This is a genomic window from Enterococcus sp. AZ067, assembly GCF_051715005.1.
Taxonomy (GTDB): domain Bacteria; phylum Bacillota; class Bacilli; order Lactobacillales; family Enterococcaceae; genus Enterococcus_D; species Enterococcus_D casseliflavus.
On sequence record NZ_JBIOSY010000001.1, the window covers coordinates 1,974,761 to 1,990,983 of the forward strand.

General features: G+C 42.7%; 18 protein-coding genes. 2 read left to right on the forward strand and 16 right to left on the reverse strand.

Features of this window, described 5'->3' with window-relative positions; all coding sequences use genetic code 11:
• Positions 1-9: 9 nt before the first annotated feature.
• The 11 genes from IGI82_RS09320 to IGI82_RS09370 form a co-directional block, all read right to left on the reverse strand.
• Positions 10-822 (reverse strand): WxL domain-containing protein, encoded by an 813-nt coding sequence (locus IGI82_RS09320; RefSeq protein WP_005226152.1) that lies wholly within the window; start codon positions 820-822, stop codon positions 10-12.
• A gap of 41 nt (positions 823-863) precedes the next feature.
• Positions 864-1,667: a WxL domain-containing protein gene (locus IGI82_RS09325; protein WP_015509752.1), complete on the reverse strand. Its 804-nt coding sequence runs from the start codon at positions 1,665-1,667 to the stop codon at positions 864-866.
• Between the two features lie 14 nt (positions 1,668-1,681).
• On the reverse strand, positions 1,682-2,056 hold the full coding sequence (locus tag IGI82_RS09330) for an LPXTG cell wall anchor domain-containing protein (RefSeq protein ID WP_005226154.1): 375 nt from the start codon (positions 2,054-2,056) through the stop codon (positions 1,682-1,684).
• A gap of 600 nt (positions 2,057-2,656) precedes the next feature.
• On the reverse strand, positions 2,657-3,313 hold the full coding sequence (gene nth, locus IGI82_RS09335; RefSeq protein ID WP_005226155.1) for an endonuclease III: 657 nt from the start codon (positions 3,311-3,313) through the stop codon (positions 2,657-2,659).
• A 24-nt stretch (positions 3,314-3,337) separates the two neighbouring features.
• Complete coding sequence (locus tag IGI82_RS09340) at positions 3,338-4,039, reverse strand: DnaD domain protein (protein WP_010748401.1); 702 nt, start codon at positions 4,037-4,039, stop codon at positions 3,338-3,340.
• Between the two features lie 111 nt (positions 4,040-4,150).
• Complete coding sequence (locus tag IGI82_RS09345) at positions 4,151-4,537, reverse strand: RidA family protein (protein WP_015509753.1); 387 nt, start codon at positions 4,535-4,537, stop codon at positions 4,151-4,153.
• The gene (locus IGI82_RS09350; RefSeq protein WP_005226158.1) at positions 4,534-4,974 is read right to left on the reverse strand and encodes a Fur family transcriptional regulator; all 441 of its coding nucleotides are present in this window, start codon (positions 4,972-4,974) and stop codon (positions 4,534-4,536) included. The genes IGI82_RS09345 and IGI82_RS09350 overlap by 4 nt, the downstream gene beginning before the upstream one ends.
• Positions 4,975-5,142: 168 nt before the next feature.
• A complete protein-coding gene (cysK, locus tag IGI82_RS09355) occupies positions 5,143-6,072 on the reverse strand; it encodes a cysteine synthase A (RefSeq protein ID WP_005226159.1) in 930 nt (309 codons plus the stop codon).
• Between the two features lie 198 nt (positions 6,073-6,270).
• Entirely contained in the window at positions 6,271-7,149 is an 879-nt protein-coding gene (locus tag IGI82_RS09360; RefSeq protein ID WP_016609285.1) for a glucosaminidase domain-containing protein, read from the reverse strand.
• 375 nt (positions 7,150-7,524) lie between these two features.
• Positions 7,525-9,522 carry a transketolase gene (tkt, locus tag IGI82_RS09365; protein ID WP_087627539.1) on the reverse strand — a complete coding sequence of 666 codons (1,998 nt, stop codon included), beginning with the start codon at positions 9,520-9,522 and terminating at the stop codon, positions 7,525-7,527.
• 100 nt (positions 9,523-9,622) lie between these two features.
• Positions 9,623-9,862, reverse strand: a complete 240-nt coding sequence (locus tag IGI82_RS09370; protein ID WP_005226164.1) for a DUF896 family protein — start codon at positions 9,860-9,862, stop codon at positions 9,623-9,625.
• A gap of 136 nt (positions 9,863-9,998) precedes the next feature.
• Here IGI82_RS09370 and lexA point away from each other — a divergent pair, with 136 nt between their 5' ends.
• Positions 9,999-10,619 (forward strand): transcriptional repressor LexA, encoded by a 621-nt coding sequence (gene lexA / locus IGI82_RS09375; RefSeq protein WP_005226165.1) that lies wholly within the window; start codon positions 9,999-10,001, stop codon positions 10,617-10,619.
• Between the two features lie 128 nt (positions 10,620-10,747).
• A complete protein-coding gene (locus IGI82_RS09380) occupies positions 10,748-10,960 on the forward strand; it encodes a hypothetical protein (RefSeq protein WP_005236082.1) in 213 nt (70 codons plus the stop codon).
• Positions 10,961-11,036: 76 nt separating this feature from the next.
• On the opposite strand, the gene IGI82_RS09385 is transcribed toward IGI82_RS09380, so the two are convergent.
• From IGI82_RS09385 to rnz, 5 genes are all read right to left on the reverse strand, one after another.
• The gene (locus IGI82_RS09385; RefSeq protein WP_005226167.1) at positions 11,037-11,549 is read right to left on the reverse strand and encodes an adenine phosphoribosyltransferase; all 513 of its coding nucleotides are present in this window, start codon (positions 11,547-11,549) and stop codon (positions 11,037-11,039) included.
• Between the two features lie 11 nt (positions 11,550-11,560).
• The gene (gene recJ / locus IGI82_RS09390) at positions 11,561-13,861 is read right to left on the reverse strand and encodes a single-stranded-DNA-specific exonuclease RecJ (RefSeq protein WP_438842098.1); all 2,301 of its coding nucleotides are present in this window, start codon (positions 13,859-13,861) and stop codon (positions 11,561-11,563) included.
• A 148-nt stretch (positions 13,862-14,009) separates the two neighbouring features.
• Positions 14,010-14,447, reverse strand: a complete 438-nt coding sequence (locus IGI82_RS09395) for a lipopolysaccharide assembly protein LapA domain-containing protein (RefSeq protein ID WP_005226169.1) — start codon at positions 14,445-14,447, stop codon at positions 14,010-14,012.
• A 12-nt stretch (positions 14,448-14,459) separates the two neighbouring features.
• Positions 14,460-15,248, reverse strand: a complete 789-nt coding sequence (locus tag IGI82_RS09400; RefSeq protein WP_015509761.1) for an SDR family NAD(P)-dependent oxidoreductase — start codon at positions 15,246-15,248, stop codon at positions 14,460-14,462.
• Entirely contained in the window at positions 15,232-16,188 is a 957-nt protein-coding gene (gene rnz, locus IGI82_RS09405; protein WP_438842099.1) for a ribonuclease Z, read from the reverse strand. Before rnz ends, IGI82_RS09400 begins: the two co-directional genes overlap by 17 nt.
• Positions 16,189-16,223 lie beyond the last annotated feature (35 nt).

Consider the following 16,223-nt stretch of genomic DNA (forward strand, 5'->3'; position numbering starts at 1 on the left):
TGATCCTTCTTACGGATTTACTGTTTCGCCACTACTATCAACAGAAGCAGTTAGCGTCCATGTCATTTCCGCAGTATAGTTAGTTGCTAGCTGCGTGGTAGAGCCTGGTACAAATAGTTGAATATCATCATTTCTGATAATTTCGCCTTCTTGTTTATTAAGATTTTGTTCCGTCAATTTTTCTTGATCTCCCCAGTAAATCGATGAAGCGCCCGCGCCTTGACCGACCGAAGCACGCATGACAGGAATGTCTTGATCGTTGACATCTAGGATCAACGCATTTTGTTCTTCATTATTGATAACGGCACTTGGCTGTAAGTCTCGATCACCCTCACCTTTGTTGAACACGATCTCAGGGTTTGCCAACTTGATTTTTGCCCCAGTCAAGACATCCCCTGATTCAGAAGTAAAATCAGTTAGACTAACATTTAATGTCCAACCAGCATGCGTTCCTCGGGTATCTTGTACTTGGGCAAACGATACATACGGTGTCGTACCTGATTGATCAGCCAAATTACGCTCATCAGCAACGATCGAATACCAACGATCACTGGTAGAAATAGCATTCTGACCAAAATCAAATGTTTGTGGTGCATAAGCAATGGTAAATGGACCCGTTTGTCCTGGCGGTGTTGGTTCGATCGTTTCTACTTCTGGGTGCACGACTGGCGGTTGTACCACTGTTAGATCGCTTCCGTCTGAGGTAAATCCTACAACGTTATCGGTAGTCGTTTCTAATGAAGATTGGGCAAAGGCTTGAACGCCTCCTGCTAGTAAAGTGGTGGATAATACAGCGACCGTAGCTAAACGAATCTTTTTCATTTCTAGTTCCTTCTTTCTTTTTTATTCAGTACAAAACTAAGTTATTGAACCGTTTCTCCGTCCGGTCCAGCTGTTGCAGCCAATGTCCAAGTAAGGGTTGCTTCATAAAGAGCAGCGTCTTTTGCTGTTGATCCAGGAACAAGTAACTCGATTCCAGCATTTTCAACAACCTCTGCGCCTGCTTCCACTTGTCGATTGATTTCTTCCTGATCGCCCCAAACGACTGACGATACGCCAGCACCTTTTGTTTGAGCAGCGGTCAGAACCGAACGCTCACTATTTGTAGCATCTAAAATCAATCCATCCGCATGAATTTGTGGTTCATTTTCTTGGTTGCTTCCGTTATATTCCAATTTTGGCGAATTAAAACGAATTCTTGCTCCAGTCAGTTCATTATTCTGTGTTCCTGATTCAAAAGCACTTAAGGAAACTTTTAAGTCCCAACCAGCATTTGTCCCACGCGTATCTTGGACTTGAGCAAATGAAACATATGGAACTCTTTCTTCACTATCTTCCGCGTCTTTTAGCTTGTGTAATTCAGCCACTAGCTTATATTCTTGATCGGTATTAGAAATCACTTGCTCACCGAAATTAAGCGTAGGTGCGTAAGCAATCGTCAATGGTCCCGTTTGTCCTTCCGGGCCGACTGGATTGATCTCTACATCTGGACCATTAGGACCAGGATTTGGTGGTTGAACCACTGTCGCTTCGCTATCGTTTGGTACAAAGAGAACTTTCCCTTCTGTATCATGGTTTGTTACACTTTCAGTAGCGAAGGCTTGCGCGCTAATAGTAAATAAAGTTGCAGCTAAAACAGCTGCCGATGCAAATCGTACGAATTTCAAATTCATCCCTGCTTTCAAATTATTTGTCTTTTCTTTTTAACCATCATAAATCTTGATCGATGTTTGGTATATTGCACATACAATACAACCAGTACGAGCAGTAATCCAAGTAAGATTACGCCGTAAGTTCTTGTCTCGTTGGTCTTTGGTAAAATACCACCTGGTTTTGCTACCTCGTTTGGTGGCGAGATATTCTCTGTAGGGCCTGCTGGCGGTGCTGGTTCGGGTTGCCCAATAGGCTCATAAACACCGGTAAAAAGCACAGAGCTTTCTGTTTCAACCGACTGCACTTCCTGAGCATTCACCGCTGCCGTAGAAATAGTTATCCCATAAAAAAGAGTGCAAAACAGAACCATACGAACTAATTTCCATACCTTTTCTCCTTTCATTCTCCCTCCTCCTCTATACTTGCCACATCTTATAAGTGATCTTTTCAAAACTGCGTTTGTCTAAGACCCGTTAACAAAAAATGATTTTGAGATCGTTACAGAATCATTTGAACTGTGCAACGCTTTTTCTGTCATTCGTAAAATAGCAGAGAAAGACTTATAACCTTTGACAAAGTTCACTATACTGATGATTTTCACAGATTTGAAATACTATTTTTCACCAATAGGTGAATTTTCTTATTAATTTTACGTTTTATTGACTAAAAATAAGCAGTTTTATAAAAAGAAAGGGTAAAAACTGTGCGAAAGAAGCCCATCATACTAAGCTTACAAATAGTTTCAAAAAAAAGGCGTATCGGAAGGTTCATTTCGCATCGAGCATCATCCCTCACACGATCTCTTTGTGAAAAAACACCTAATTTTGAGTGGTGTAATCAAAAAAATTCAGTAAGCTTATGTTTTTCCAGTTACTTGAAAGGGCTTTAATAAAGGGTATTACGTTAATTACCTGTTTTTTTTATCAATTTGTGCAAAAAAAAAAAACGCTAAGCGATTTCGCTTAGCGTCTTGATCCTAGTTACTTTTGGTTTATGTTCACCATTAAATGGTTTTCTTCCCCTTCATCCGAAGTTTTCCTTCTTGGCACATTGTCAACAATGGACAAACCTCACACTTAGGTGCCCGTGCTGTGCAATGATAACGACCAAAGAAAATTAACGTGTGATGCGTTTTGACCCACAACGTATCTGGAATCTTTTTCATCAATGTTTGTTCGACTTCTAATACGTTGGCGTCTAGTTTACAGATGCGCAGCCTTTTTGATACCCGTTCGACATGCGTATCGACAGCGATTGCTGGAATGCCAAATGCATCGCCAAGAACGACGTTCGCTGTTTTTCTGCCGACACCTGGCAAAGAAATTAAGTCTTCTCTGGTTTGAGGCACTTCGCCTCCAAAACGCAGCAACAATTCAGAGGCACAAGCTTTGATATTTTTCGCTTTGTTTCGATAGAGGCCAATCGATTTGATTTTTTCAATAATGTCTTCTAACGGCGCCTCGCTGAGAGCCTGCGGCGTTGGATATGCTTCAAAAAGTGCCGGTGTCACTTTATTAACTGACACGTCCGTTGCCTGTGCGCTTAGAATGACAGCAATCAGCAATTCAAAGGCATTTTTTGACACTAGTTCTCCATGTGCTTCAGGAAACATCTCATACATTATTTCTATCGCAGTCATTGTTTTTTCTTTACTGATCATTGGACGAATTAAACTCCTTGTATCTTACTCTCCTTCTAACCAATTATGCATAGGGATTTTGGGCATTGGGCCATCTTCTTGTGGCGTGGTTTCATTTTGAAGAAACTGTTTTTTTCTTCTTTTTTGCTCTTCTTCTACTTGCGCTTTTGAGGTAATATTCTTGCGTTCCCACGAAAGCAAAATACGATCGATATAGTTTAAACTATACGCTTGATTCAAGACCGCTTCTCGCAAAGCAAACTGGACCAGCTCGGGATCATAGTGGTCCTCATCCAACCACTGCCCGATCCGTTGGTATTCGATCGCCGATAAGGGGCGACCAAATTCTCCTTCAAATAAGCGATACAACTCGCGTATCTTCTCTTCATTTGTTTCAGCGACTTCTTTTTTGGATTGCTGCTGCAAAAGAAACTCGAGCCGTTCATAAATGCCAGTGAAATCATAATAATCAACCATTTTTCCTGCGTCGTCTTTTTTAGAACCCATTCGCAGCACATCTTTTTTCAGCAATTGATTCAACCAATGATAGATCTCTTTTTGGTCGCTGCCCATCACCGAGGCGATCTCACGTAAATCTGGAAAATCATTGCCTTGCTCATGGCTGCGATACAGTTGCAGCCATAACAAAAATTCATCATTCGTCAAACCAAGATGATGGTAATTCTCTAAAAGCAAATTTGAAATCGTCGTTTGCCCTTTTGCCAAATATTCCTTTAACGAAACCATACTACATCCTCTTCTCCTTGGCTCACTTGAAACATTAAGATTCTTCCTATCAGGATCGAATCAATAAAAAGGGGACGACGCAAATGCGGACGTCCCACGATTCTTTGTTGGTTACGCTTTTTCTTTGACTGCTGCGATGATCTCAACTTCAACCAAAACATCTTTTGGTAAGCGAGCAACTTCGACAGCAGAACGTGCAGGTAACGCTTCATTGAACAATGTGCTATACGTATTATTGAAAGGAACGAAATCATTCATATTTTTTAAAAAACATGTCGTCTTAACGATGTCATCTGGCGTAAGTTCCGCCGCTTCAAGAATCGCGTTGATATTTTTCAATACTTGCTGAGTCTGTACTTCAATCGTCGTACCGACAACTTCCCCCGAAACAGGATCTAATGGCACTTGACCAGAAGCAAACAAAAAGCCGTTTGCGATTTTTGCTTGAACATAAGGACCGATTGCTTGTGGTGCTTGATCTGTAGAAATTATCTTCATTTTGTTTCCTCCTCTTTCACTTGGCATTCAGGACATAGACCATAAACTTCTAGTCGATGGTTATTTATTTGATACCCAGTTAATTTCGAAGCCGCCATTTCGACATCTTCCAATCCTGGATAGTAAAAATCAGCGATCTTTCCACACTTTTGGCAGATAGCATGATAATGAGGCTCCGTTGTAAAATCAAAACGACTGGAGGCATCTCCATAATTCATTTCTTTTACAAAGCCAATTTCTGTGAACAAACGTAAGTTATTGTATACCGTTGCGACACTTATACCAGGAAAATGAACTTCGATCGCCCGATAAATCTCTTCAGCGGTCGGATGGGCATCGTGACTGGCTAAAAATTCTAATATCGCTACTCGCTGCGGTGTAATACGAATATTTTCATGTTTTAATCGTTTGATCGCTTCATCGTAGATCGTACTCACAGGAGTTCCTCCATTTCTCTTATCTTACCTATCATACTATGTAAAACCTAAAAATTCAAACAGCTTTCCTTGTTTTTTTAAAGGAATAACGCATTTGCCCAGCCCGTCTTCCCTCAGTTTTTCGAGAAAGAAAAGCAGACAAACGAATGCCTGCTTTCCCCCTCTTTGCTAGTCTTCAAACTGATACAGTGCCGTAGACAAATAGCGTTCACCATTATCTGGTACGATCGCTAAGACTTTTTTGCCTTTTCCTAAGTCCTTAGCAACCTCTAATGCCGCTTTGATCGCTGCACCAGAAGAAATTCCTACTAAGATTCCTTCTTTCATCCCAACTTGACGCGCAGTTTCCATGGCATCCTCACTAGCGATGGCAATCACCTGATCATAAATCTCAGTGTCTAGTACTTTAGGAACAAATCCCGTGCCGATCCCTTGGATCTTATGGGGACCAGGTTTGCCACCTCCTAAAATAGCTGATTCTGCAGGCTCAACGCCCACGATCTTCAAATTAGGATAGACGCGCTTCAATTCCTTCCCCGCACCAGTGATCGTGCCACCTGTGCCGATCCCAGCAACAAAAGCGTCTAACCCTTTAGATTCAAACGCATCCTCAATTTCTTTCCCTGTCGTTTTTTCATGGACTTCTGGATTGGCTGGGTTTTCAAATTGTAATGGCATATAATAGCCGTCTTGTTCTGCTAATTCTTTTGCTTTATTGATAGAACCAGTGATTCCTTCAGACCCAGGGGTCAAAATCAACTCTGCGCCATAAGCTTGAACAATTTTACGTCTTTCAATACTCATGGTTTCTGGCATAACCAGCACGACACGATAGCCTTTTGCCGTACCGATCATGGCTAAGCCGATCCCAGTATTCCCAGATGTTGGTTCGATGATGGTATCACCAGCTTTTAACAAGCCATTTTTTTCTGCTTTTTCAATCATGGCTAAAGCAATTCTGTCCTTGACACTTCCCCCAGGATTGAAGAACTCTAATTTCAGATACACATCCGCAGAACCTTCTTCTACGATGTGATTTAATTTGACGATTGGCGTATGCCCAACTAACTCATTGACCGATTGATAGATTTTTGTCATTGAAAATCCCTCCCGTTCTTATTCTTCCATTCTACCTAAAATAACCCCGAGTTGCGAATAAAAAGTAAGCAATTTCAATTTTTTTCTTATTTTTTTATATTTGTTTGTATTCACTTTCTTGATTTTGTTTTTCCATTACAAAAAAACCTTAAGAATGATGCCATTTAGAGCAATCATTCTTAAGGCGGTATCAGATAATTAAACGATTAATTCTTGGCCAACAACAATGACCTCACTAGATAACCCATTTGTTGCCATTAGAGCGTCGACCGTTGTGCCAAATTTATTAGCGATATCCCAAAGTGTATCGCCTGAAGCAACGTGATAGCTCTGCGCTGTAGATCCGCTGTTTACCTGAGTCGTCGTTGTAGTTTGCGTAGTACTGGTGCTAGTCGTGCTCGTTGTACTTGTCCATGCGGTACTTTGCGTTGTCCCAGTATCAAAGCGTGTGAGCTGATACGTTTCAATTAACCAGTTCAGTTTTTGTGCATACCCTGGATCGGTAGCATATCGCCCCGTCAAGTAATTCGTTGCATCATAAAATGAGGTTGTTTGGCTTTTCCAAACACCACTGTAATGAGCAGTTCCTGTCGCGAAACTCGTGCTGCGCAAGACATTCGCATGATCCTGAAACGATTCCCAGTAAGAGTTATATTGACGAAACGGTTCATTCATCTCTACCCACTGACCATTCAAATACTCTTGTGTAGGCATATAGACACTTTGTCCGTTGTAACTGCCTTTGACCCCAAACAAATTGTAATAGGGTGCATTGGATAACGCGGAAGAACCATAGCCGCTTTCCAAAATCGCTTGAGCAATCATCACAGAAGCATAGAGATCATTGTTGGCAGCAACATCTTGTGCTGACCAGCCAATTTGCTCAATAAAACCTGAGATGTCCTGCGTCGCGTATTGATTCTCAGCAGCTTGTACCTGTTGAGGAACGAAAGTGACCGTCATTGGCGCTAACATCATTCCTGCCCCCATCAAAGAGACCACCGCCTTTTTAGTAGGTCTTTTTATCGTCTTCTTTGGTTGATGATGTCTTTCACTTCTTGTTTGATAACTTCCCATTTTTTTCCTCCAGTAACTGTACGTTTTTTCAAATAAATCAATACAGCTATTATACGGAAAAACATCTAACAGTGCAAACAATGTTCACTTTACACACAGCAAAAGACTTTAAAAAAACTATACAGGTATCCCACTTGGTTTGCTAACCACTGAGAAGTTTTTTAAAAAACTATTAGATTGCTATTTTATCGACTCCCTCTTACTATTCACAAATGCTTGTGCCTTGCGGTACAACCATTTTTTGGAAATCTTAGCCACTATTACTTTAAATAAGTCACTCTAACACTTTTAAAGTGGCAAGGATCCAGACAAAAAAACACGCTCGAAAATCGAAAAGATTCTCGAACGTGCTATTTTTGATTGATTGTCGATCAATTAATCGATTGATTTGAAAGTATTCACGACATTCTCAACACTGAAGCCGAATTCCGCTAAGACTTTGTCACCAGGTGCGGATGCACCGAAATGATCGATCGCGATCACTTTTCCATGGCAACCGGTGTAACGTTCCCAACCAAATGGGGAAGCTGCTTCGATCGCTACCCGTTTCCTCACTGCTTTTGGCAAGACGCTTTCTTTGTATTCTGAGCTTTGTGCTTCAAACAGATCAAAGCTTGGTAAGGAGACCACCGATACATCGATGCCTTCTTCTGCCAATTTAGCTTGTGCTTGAACCGCAAGATTCACTTCAGAACCTGTGGCGATCAAAATCCCCGCTGGTGTTTCACCAGCTTGTTTTGAAATCACGTAACCACCTTTTGCGACATTTTCATCCGCACCGGTTTGCGTGCCTTCAATCACTGGTAGATTTTGTCGGCTTAAGACTAAGACCGTTGGTTTATCCGTTGTTGTCATGGCCAATTTCCAGGCAGCACGGGTTTCATTGCCGTCTGCTGGACGAATCACTTGGACATTTGGCATGCAACGGACGCTGGCTAATTGCTCGATTGGCTCATGCGTCGGTCCATCTTCTCCCACCGCCACGGAGTCATGCGTCAAGACATAGATCACAGGTGCATGCTGGATCGCAGACAAGCGCACCGCTGGACGTAAGTAATCAACGAAGACGAAGAAGGTTCCGCCATAGATTCGCGTACCGCCATGCAATTGGATGCCGTTCATCGCTGCCGCCATCGCAAATTCTCGGACGCCAAACCAAATGTTGCGGCCTTCGTATTGGCCAGGTTCAAAGTCTTTTTCTGCTGCCACCATCGTGTTGTTGGATCCAGAAAGGTCAGCCGATCCACCCCAGAGACTAGGGACGGCTTTGGATAAGGCTTGGATCATCTCTTTGCTAGATACTCGACTAGCTTGTGAGCTGCCAACTTCGTAGCTTGGTAATGCTGCATCCCAATCTGCTGGCAATTCACCCGCAAAGGCTTGTTTGAATTGCGCAGCAAGTTCTGGGTAGGCTGCTTCATAGGCACGGAAGGTTTCGTTCCAAGCTGCTTCAGCTTTTTGCCCTTCATCGATCATGGTTTCTTTGAAGCGCGCGGCAACTTCTTCAGGTACGGTAAATTCTGGGTATTCCCAACCATAAATCGCTTTGGCTGCAGAAATGCCTTCGGCACCGATCGGCGCACCATGAACGGCAGAGGTGCCTTGATTTGGCGCACCGTATCCGATCACAGTCTTGATTTCGATCAAGGTTGGTTTGTCGCTTTCAGCTTTTGCTTCGTCGATCGCTTTCGAGATCGCTTCTAAATCATTGCCGTCTTCAACGAGAATGTGTTGCCAGCCATACGCTTCAAAACGCGCACCGACATTTTCTGTAAAGGCTTTTGAAGTTGGGCCATCTAGGGAGATGTCATTTGAATCGTACAAGACGATCAGTTTGTCTAATTTCATGTGACCAGCCATGGATGCAGCTTCTTGCGAAACACCTTCCATCAAGTCGCCATCGCCACATAAAGCGTAGGTATAGTGATCAATGACTTGATACTTGTCGCGATTGTAGGTTGCAGCCAAGTGGGCTTCGGCCATTGCCATACCGACTGCCATGGCGATCCCTTGTCCTAAAGGTCCAGTGGTTGCTTCCACGCCGTCTGTGTGATCGACTTCTGGATGCCCTGGCGTGCGGCTATCCCATTGACGGAAGTTTTTTAGATCCTCAATGGTCACATCGTAGCCAGACACGTGCAACAAGCTGTACAATAACGCCGAACCGTGTCCAGCAGACAAAACAAAACGGTCACGATCCACCCAGTTGCGAGAAGTCGTTGGATTGACTTTCAAGTGTTTCGTCCACAAGGCATAGGCCATGGGTGCTGCCCCCATCGGTAATCCTGGATGTCCTGAATTGGCTTTTTGTACGGCTTCGATACTTAATGTACGAAGGGTGTTCACTCCTAATTGATCGATTTTATCAAACAATGGTAGTTCCTCCTAATTTAGGTTTTTTTTACCTTTATTACATCTTTCATTATACGTGATTCAGAAGCTTATTTCAATAGCAATGAAAAGGAATTCACAATTATCTGCCGTGGAGACCTTTTTTCTTTTGAATCTCTTTTAACTTCTCTGGTGTCACATCAGCACCTTCAGGGTCAACGATTTTCATTCCTTCGATATGGTGTCGCATCCCTCCACGAAAGGCGGTTAAATACTCTTCACGCAGAACTTTTTGTTCGTGGGTCTCAGCCTCAGTCAATCCTTCTGTTTTTTTCTTGTTGGCAAGTTCATTGATTCGAGCTAATTTTTCTTGAGATAGCATAGTTGTTCCTCCTTTTCCCTCTTGATTTTACTACAAACTAGCGAGCAAAAACAATAGCACAAAAAGCGAACATTTGTTTGAATAATCGATATAGCTATGGTACACTAAGGTTATCAAATGAAAGAAGGTGTCAGTTTTGGCAAAACGAACAGAAAATCGACAAATCGAAATTCTTAAGTTCATTCATACACGTGTCACTGAAAAAGGCTATCCGCCGACTGTTCGCGAAATTGGCGAAGCCGTTCAGTTATCTTCTACCTCAACTGTTCATGGCCATTTGTCCCGACTTGAAAAAAAAGGGCTGATCTTACGAGATCCTACAAAACCCAGAGCCATTGAATTAACTGCTTCCGGTCTTGAAAAAATCGATGTTCAACCAGCATCCATTCCGATGCTTGGTGTCGTAACTGCTGGAGAACCGATTTTAGCCGTGGAAGATGCATCCGATTTCTTTCCGATTCCGCCAGATTTAGCGAATAGCACAGGAAGTTTATTCATGTTGACGATCCGAGGAGAAAGTATGATCAATGCTGGCATTCTCGACGGTGATCAAGTAATCGTTCGTAAACAACAAAGTGCTCAAAATGGCGACATCGTGATTGCTATGACAGATGAAGACGAAGCTACGTGCAAACGATTCTATAAAGAAAAGAATTACATTCGTTTACAACCAGAAAATGATTATTTAGAACCAATCATTTTGCCTGACGTAACGATTTTAGGATTGGTTGTTGGATTGTATCGCCATCTGCTTTGATGCTCAACGAGCTGACTAGAAAATCTTCGTTTTTACGAAGATTTTTTTCTTTCCTCTTTACAAAGCGAACAAACATTCGTATAATAAGTATACAAACATAAGTTCGTATTATTTAAGGAGTGAATGAGATGAAAGCAGTTCGTCGATTTGGTTTTATGTTGTGGGTATTATTGATGGGAATTGTTATTGGCTATTTTGGCGTTTTAAGTGCTGTTCTGATTTTTTGCCCTCTAATGATGCTTTGGTTCATGCTTTGGGATGAAAAGAAATTCCGCCAAGCAGAGCGCAAACGTAACCGCCATTATTATCACGATCATGATTTTTATCGTTATGAACCATGATCCTTCCCCTACATACGCCCATAAGGCAGCAGAAACAAAAAAGGACTCCAGCGAGTCCTTTTTTGTTTCTGCTTTTTTAGTATTCCATTAACGTCTTGATTTCGACACCTTGGATCTTGTCTCTTCCATGTAGATCCATCAGTTCGATCAAGAAGGCACAGCCAACAACGATGCCACCTAGTTTTTCTACGAGTTCGATCGTTGCTTTGATCGTTCCGCCAGTTGCTAGTAGATCATCACAGATCAAGACACGTTGACCTGGTTTGATGGCATCGGCGTGCAGCGTCAAGACATCCACACCGTACTCTTTTTCATATTCTGCTTCAATCGTTTCCCGTGGCAATTTGCCTTTTTTACGTACTGGGGCAAAGCCGACACCTAATTGATAGGCAACTGGACAACCAACGATAAAGCCGCGGGCTTCAGGTCCTACCACCATATCGATGCCTTTTTCTTGTGCATACTCAACGATTTGTTGTGTCGCATACCGATACGCTTCTCCATCTGCCATCAATGGCGAGATGTCCCGAAAAATAATTCCCTCTTGGGGATAATCAGGAATACTAGCAATATACTCTTTTAAATCCATTTTCTTTCCTCCTAGACTGTCAACCACTGACGAAGGGTTGATAAATCACTCATTAATAAAAATTCTTCTGTTTTGATCAGTTTTTGTCGTTGCTGATACAAATGACTCTCCGTCAATGGACGGGAAACAGGATCAGCAGTTTTATTCAAAACACCATCTTGTATTGTAACAAATTCCAGCTCAGAAAACACCTGAATCATGAAAATAAGTAATTTTTGTGGAATTTTTAGATAGTCAGCGACCATCTTTAGTTTGTAACGAATGTCCAAACGAGGCTGCTGTTTGATCAGTTGAAAGAGACGACTGTATTGCTCTCTTGTCCCTACCCCATCTAAATAAGCATCTTCTGTCGAGTAGAAAACAAAAGCAACTCTTGACGCCTGGAGTGCTTGAACGATCTCTTTGATCACTGCAAGGTCAGCAGGACAATCTAAAAATGCAATCTCTTGGAACTGACCAGCACGAAAAGTATCTTCCAAGGCTGTAACTGAGTCAAATATGGTGGTTTGCCCACAAAAGCCTTGCAATTCCCGAGGAAGTTTCTGCTTGAAAAGAACGCCTAGTGTTTGACTGCCCAGAGAGACACCTTGACGGCTTCTTTTCGAACGATAATCAAATAGCTGAATCCCTTCCACTGCAAAATCATCCAACATGAGCTGCGGTTTTTTGTTGCCATTCCATTCATTGATGGAAAGCTGACCAACGATCGATAAGCGGTCGTTTTCAAACGCTACTAAATCTTTTCCAAAACCAAACCCAATGACATCCAGCTGCGTGTTAGACTCATCGCTCATCACTAACTTCAAATGCTGATTTTCTGAACCAATCTGGCGAGCATTTTGAGTCATCAGATTAGAAAATAAAAATTTCGGTAAGGGGTTGTCCGTTCCAAAAGGCGCTAAGACTTTTAATGATTCAATAAAACTGATCGAAACTTCTGTTAACGGTAGCTCCTCATCGATCGCTAATGGGATGCCCTGACTGAGGTCAATGCCATTTTCTTCAACATAACGATTCATTTGGGCTTGCAGCATATCTAAATGATCGATGGGGATACTTAATCCAACTGCTGCATGATGGCCGCCAAAGCTAGTAAACATATCTTTCATCGTCGACAGCATTTCAAACAGATTCAACGCAGCAATGCTTCTTCCCGACCCTTTGGCTAAGCCATTTTCTTTTTTGGTCAAAACGATTACTGGTTGTCCTGTACTTTGCATGATTCGTCCTGCCACGATCCCTAAAACGCCTTCGTGCCAATGATCTCCCACCACCAAATGAACATGATTCGCAGAATCGATTTTTTCTTGTGCTTCTTTCATGATTTCTTCAACAAAGGTTTTTCGCTGCTGATTGATCGTATCTAAGGTTTGGGCTAAGCTGACTGCCTCTTCTTCATCGAAGGTAGTCAACAAGCGAACAGCCGGATTGGGGTCCTCCAAACGACCGATCGCATTTAATCGTGGTCCAACGGCGAAGCCAATATCTTTTTCGTTGACTGTTTGTTTTTTTAAACCGCTGACTGACAGCAACTCATTCAGTCCGATGCGATCCGATTGCTGAATCATTTTCAACCCGTTGCTGACTAATAGCCGATTCTCATCGGTTAAAGAAACCATATCAGCGATCGTCCCAATCGCAACAAGATCAAGCAATTCCACTGGCACTTCTTCTAACAAAGCGCAAGCCACTTTAAATGCAACGCCGACTCCAGCCAAATCACCAAAAGGATAATTTCCTTGAGGGTGACGGGGATGGACAATAGCAAACGCCTCCGGTAGTTCTGCAGGTAGTTCATGGTGATCTGTGACGATCACGTCAACTCCTTGTCCTTGAGCATAAGCAATCGCCTCATGACCAGACACCCCATTGTCGACGGTGATGATCAATTGCGCCCCTGCTGCAATTTTATCTTGATAGACAGTTAGATTGGGCCCATATCCATCTGTAAAACGATTAGGCAAATAATACTCAGCTTCCGCCCCTAGCAATTCCAACGTTTCCTTTAACACGGTAGTGCTCGTAATCCCATCCGCATCGTAATCACCATAAATCAAGATTCGTTCGCCATTTAGAATCGCTTCATGGATTCGTTCCACGGCTTTAGCCATATCATGAAATAAAAACGGATCATGAAGATATTGCAGGTCCGTTGATAAAAAAGCATCGAGCGCCTCTGCTGTTCGAATATTTCGCTGCCATAGCAACGCGCCGATCCGCTCAGGGATCTTTCTTTCTTGGATCAGCTCTTTAAATACTGGGGTCGTTTCGCTTTCTTGCGGACGCACCCAGTGAAAATTTGCACGTTTCACCAAATCACTCCTAACTAGGATATTATAGCAAAGTTTATGCAAAAAAGAAAAACAACGAGAGAAACAGCACTCGTTTTACAACACAAAAAAAAAGAGCTTGCAGCAAATCTTGCACTAGCAAACTCTTTTTTTGTGAAACGTCGTTCTTTTAGGCTTGCGATTCAAAAGACTTCATTTCCTCATCGATCGTTGGTGGCGTGGATGCGCCCGCAGCACGTGAGGAAAGCTGGGCTTCTTGATCATCGAGCTGCTGCTGTCTTGCCGCTAACTCCGCCTGCTTGTTCGTGTATTCCCGTTCCAAAGCTTCTCGTTGTTCTTGGAGAACCTTCTCGTTATTCGAACGATAATCTGAAAGCTCTTTTCTCAATTGCTTTAGTTCTTTTTTTTGGCGGAACATTGCGCTTGTGGAAACCAGCAGCAAAATCAATGCGCCTAACAAAGCAGAACCAATAATGACTAAGATCAGTGGCGATTGAATCGTTGTGAAGCCAAAGTTGATCGGGACAGTCATATTGTTTGCAACGGCAAATAAAACGATCACTAAAATCAGTAAAATACCAACGATAACACGCCATTGATTTTTCATGGGCTTCAACTCCTATTTTTTGTTGAACATCGTTCCCGCCATATAATCGCCGATTGAAGGAAACAGGGTATATAGTTTCGCAGCAGCGCCTAAAATATGTGGGCGATTGATTTCTCGTTTTGGATGGATCATCGCTTTGACGATCGTTTGCGCTAATTTGTTCGGTTCGAGCACTAGGCTGCCCACCGACGATAAGTAACTACCGCTTGGGTCTGCTTGGTCAAAGAATGCCGTTTCGATCGGTCCAGGATTGACCGTTGTTACGTTGATCCCTAATGGTTTTAGTTCTAAACGTAATGCGTTAGAAAAACCGAGCACAGCAAATTTTGTTGCAGAGTAGACGGCCGTTTTTGGCGTAGCGATCTTACCTGCGATCGAAGCAACATTTATGATATGACCATGCTTTTGTTCAGCCATTTGGATCGCTACTTGCTGTGTCAAAACCATCATGCCAAGCACATTGACTTCGAACATATTTCGGATGACCGCCGGGTCCATCTCTGTAAATTCTTGAAAGATCCCGTAGCCAGCATTATTGACGAAGACATCGATCTTACCAACTTTTTCATTGATTTTTTCTAGTAAGCGCTCCACACTTTCAGGATTTGCTACATCCAATTGAAACGCATACGCTTCTTTGCCGCTTAATTCCATACATTGTTCTTTGACTTTTCCAATCAGATTCGTTCTTCGGGCACAAGTCACGACGATCGCACCACGTTTTGCGGCTTCATAACAGATTTGTTCTCCAAGTCCAGCAGAGCCACCTGTTACAACGACAACTTTATTCTCTAAATTCATCTGTTTCTTCCTCTCCGGCAAAAGGGATCTCGACAATATCAAAATCTTTGACGATCAACGTATTCGGAAATACTTCTTTTGCTTCATTTACTAAATTTGTAATATCTTTGCCAACGTAACGCGCACTGATATGGGTCAACAGCAAACGCTTAGCTTGAGCTTCTTGTGCCACTTCGGCAGCTTGCCGCGTCGTCGAGTGAAAATAAGCGCGAGCCAACTTGGCTTCTTCTTTGTTAAAGGTACTTTCATGCACCAATACATCCGCATCTTCTGCTAGCAGTACGGCGTTTTGACATTTACGCGTATCACCTAATATCGCCACGATCCGACCTTTTTTCGCTTGGCCCAAGAAATCAGCCCCATTGATTTGACGTCCATCGTCAAGGGTAACTACTTCACCTTTTTTCAAACGACCGAAGAGCGGCCCAGGTTTCAAGCCAAGTTCCAGTAAAGCCCGCACTTGCAATTCCCCTTGATGGCTTGCTTCAACAATCCGATAACCAAAACTGTCAATGCCATGATCAAGGCGCAGACACGATACTTCAAATTGCTGATCTTTAAAAAGAATCCCTTCTTCTTCAATCTCGAAAAAATGTAAGGGGTAGCTGACTTTGGTCTGAGAAATCCGCAAAACGGTTTGAACGTATGCTTTGATCCCCTTGGGTCCATAAATCTCTAGAGGCGTGTCGCCTCCTTGAAAGGAGCGGCTGCTGATCAATCCTGGCAACCCATAGATATGGTCACCATGAAGATGAGTGATAAAGATTTTTTCAATCTTTCGTGGACGAATCGTAGAATGCAAAATCTGCATTTGCGTCCCTTCGCCACAATCAAAAAGCCAAACGGCATTCCGTTCATCTAAAAGTCGTAACGCAATGCTGGTCACGTTTCGATGTTTCGCAGGCACACCCGCGCCTGTTCCTAAAAATTCTAATTCCATAAGCTTCTTTCCTTTCATCTCTTTCCAATTTTAGC

What these genes read in the sequence shown, in the direction of transcription:
- IGI82_RS09320 (WP_005226152.1), bottom strand. Translation starts at nt 822, where the DNA reads ATGAAAAAGATTCGTTTAGCTACGGTCGCTGTATTATCCACCACTTTA.
- IGI82_RS09330 (WP_005226154.1), bottom strand. Translation starts at nt 2,056, where the DNA reads ATGAAAGGAGAAAAGGTATGGAAATTAGTTCGTATGGTTCTGTTTTGC.
- nth (WP_005226155.1), bottom strand. Translation starts at nt 3,313, where the DNA reads ATGATCAGTAAAGAAAAAACAATGACTGCGATAGAAATAATGTATGAG.
- IGI82_RS09340 (WP_010748401.1), bottom strand. Translation starts at nt 4,039, where the DNA reads ATGGTTTCGTTAAAGGAATATTTGGCAAAAGGGCAAACGACGATTTCA.
- IGI82_RS09345 (WP_015509753.1), bottom strand. Translation starts at nt 4,537, where the DNA reads ATGAAGATAATTTCTACAGATCAAGCACCACAAGCAATCGGTCCTTAT.
- cysK (WP_005226159.1), bottom strand. Translation starts at nt 6,072, where the DNA reads ATGACAAAAATCTATCAATCGGTCAATGAGTTAGTTGGGCATACGCCA.
- IGI82_RS09360 (WP_016609285.1), bottom strand. Translation starts at nt 7,149, where the DNA reads ATGGGAAGTTATCAAACAAGAAGTGAAAGACATCATCAACCAAAGAAG.
- IGI82_RS09370 (WP_005226164.1), bottom strand. Translation starts at nt 9,862, where the DNA reads ATGCTATCTCAAGAAAAATTAGCTCGAATCAATGAACTTGCCAACAAG.
- IGI82_RS09380 (WP_005236082.1), top strand. Translation starts at nt 10,748, where the DNA reads ATGAAAGCAGTTCGTCGATTTGGTTTTATGTTGTGGGTATTATTGATG.
- IGI82_RS09385 (WP_005226167.1), bottom strand. Translation starts at nt 11,549, where the DNA reads ATGGATTTAAAAGAGTATATTGCTAGTATTCCTGATTATCCCCAAGAG.
- IGI82_RS09395 (WP_005226169.1), bottom strand. Translation starts at nt 14,447, where the DNA reads ATGAAAAATCAATGGCGTGTTATCGTTGGTATTTTACTGATTTTAGTG.
- IGI82_RS09400 (WP_015509761.1), bottom strand. Translation starts at nt 15,248, where the DNA reads ATGAATTTAGAGAATAAAGTTGTCGTTGTAACAGGTGGCTCTGCTGGA.
- rnz (WP_438842099.1), bottom strand. Translation starts at nt 16,188, where the DNA reads ATGGAATTAGAATTTTTAGGAACAGGCGCGGGTGTGCCTGCGAAACAT.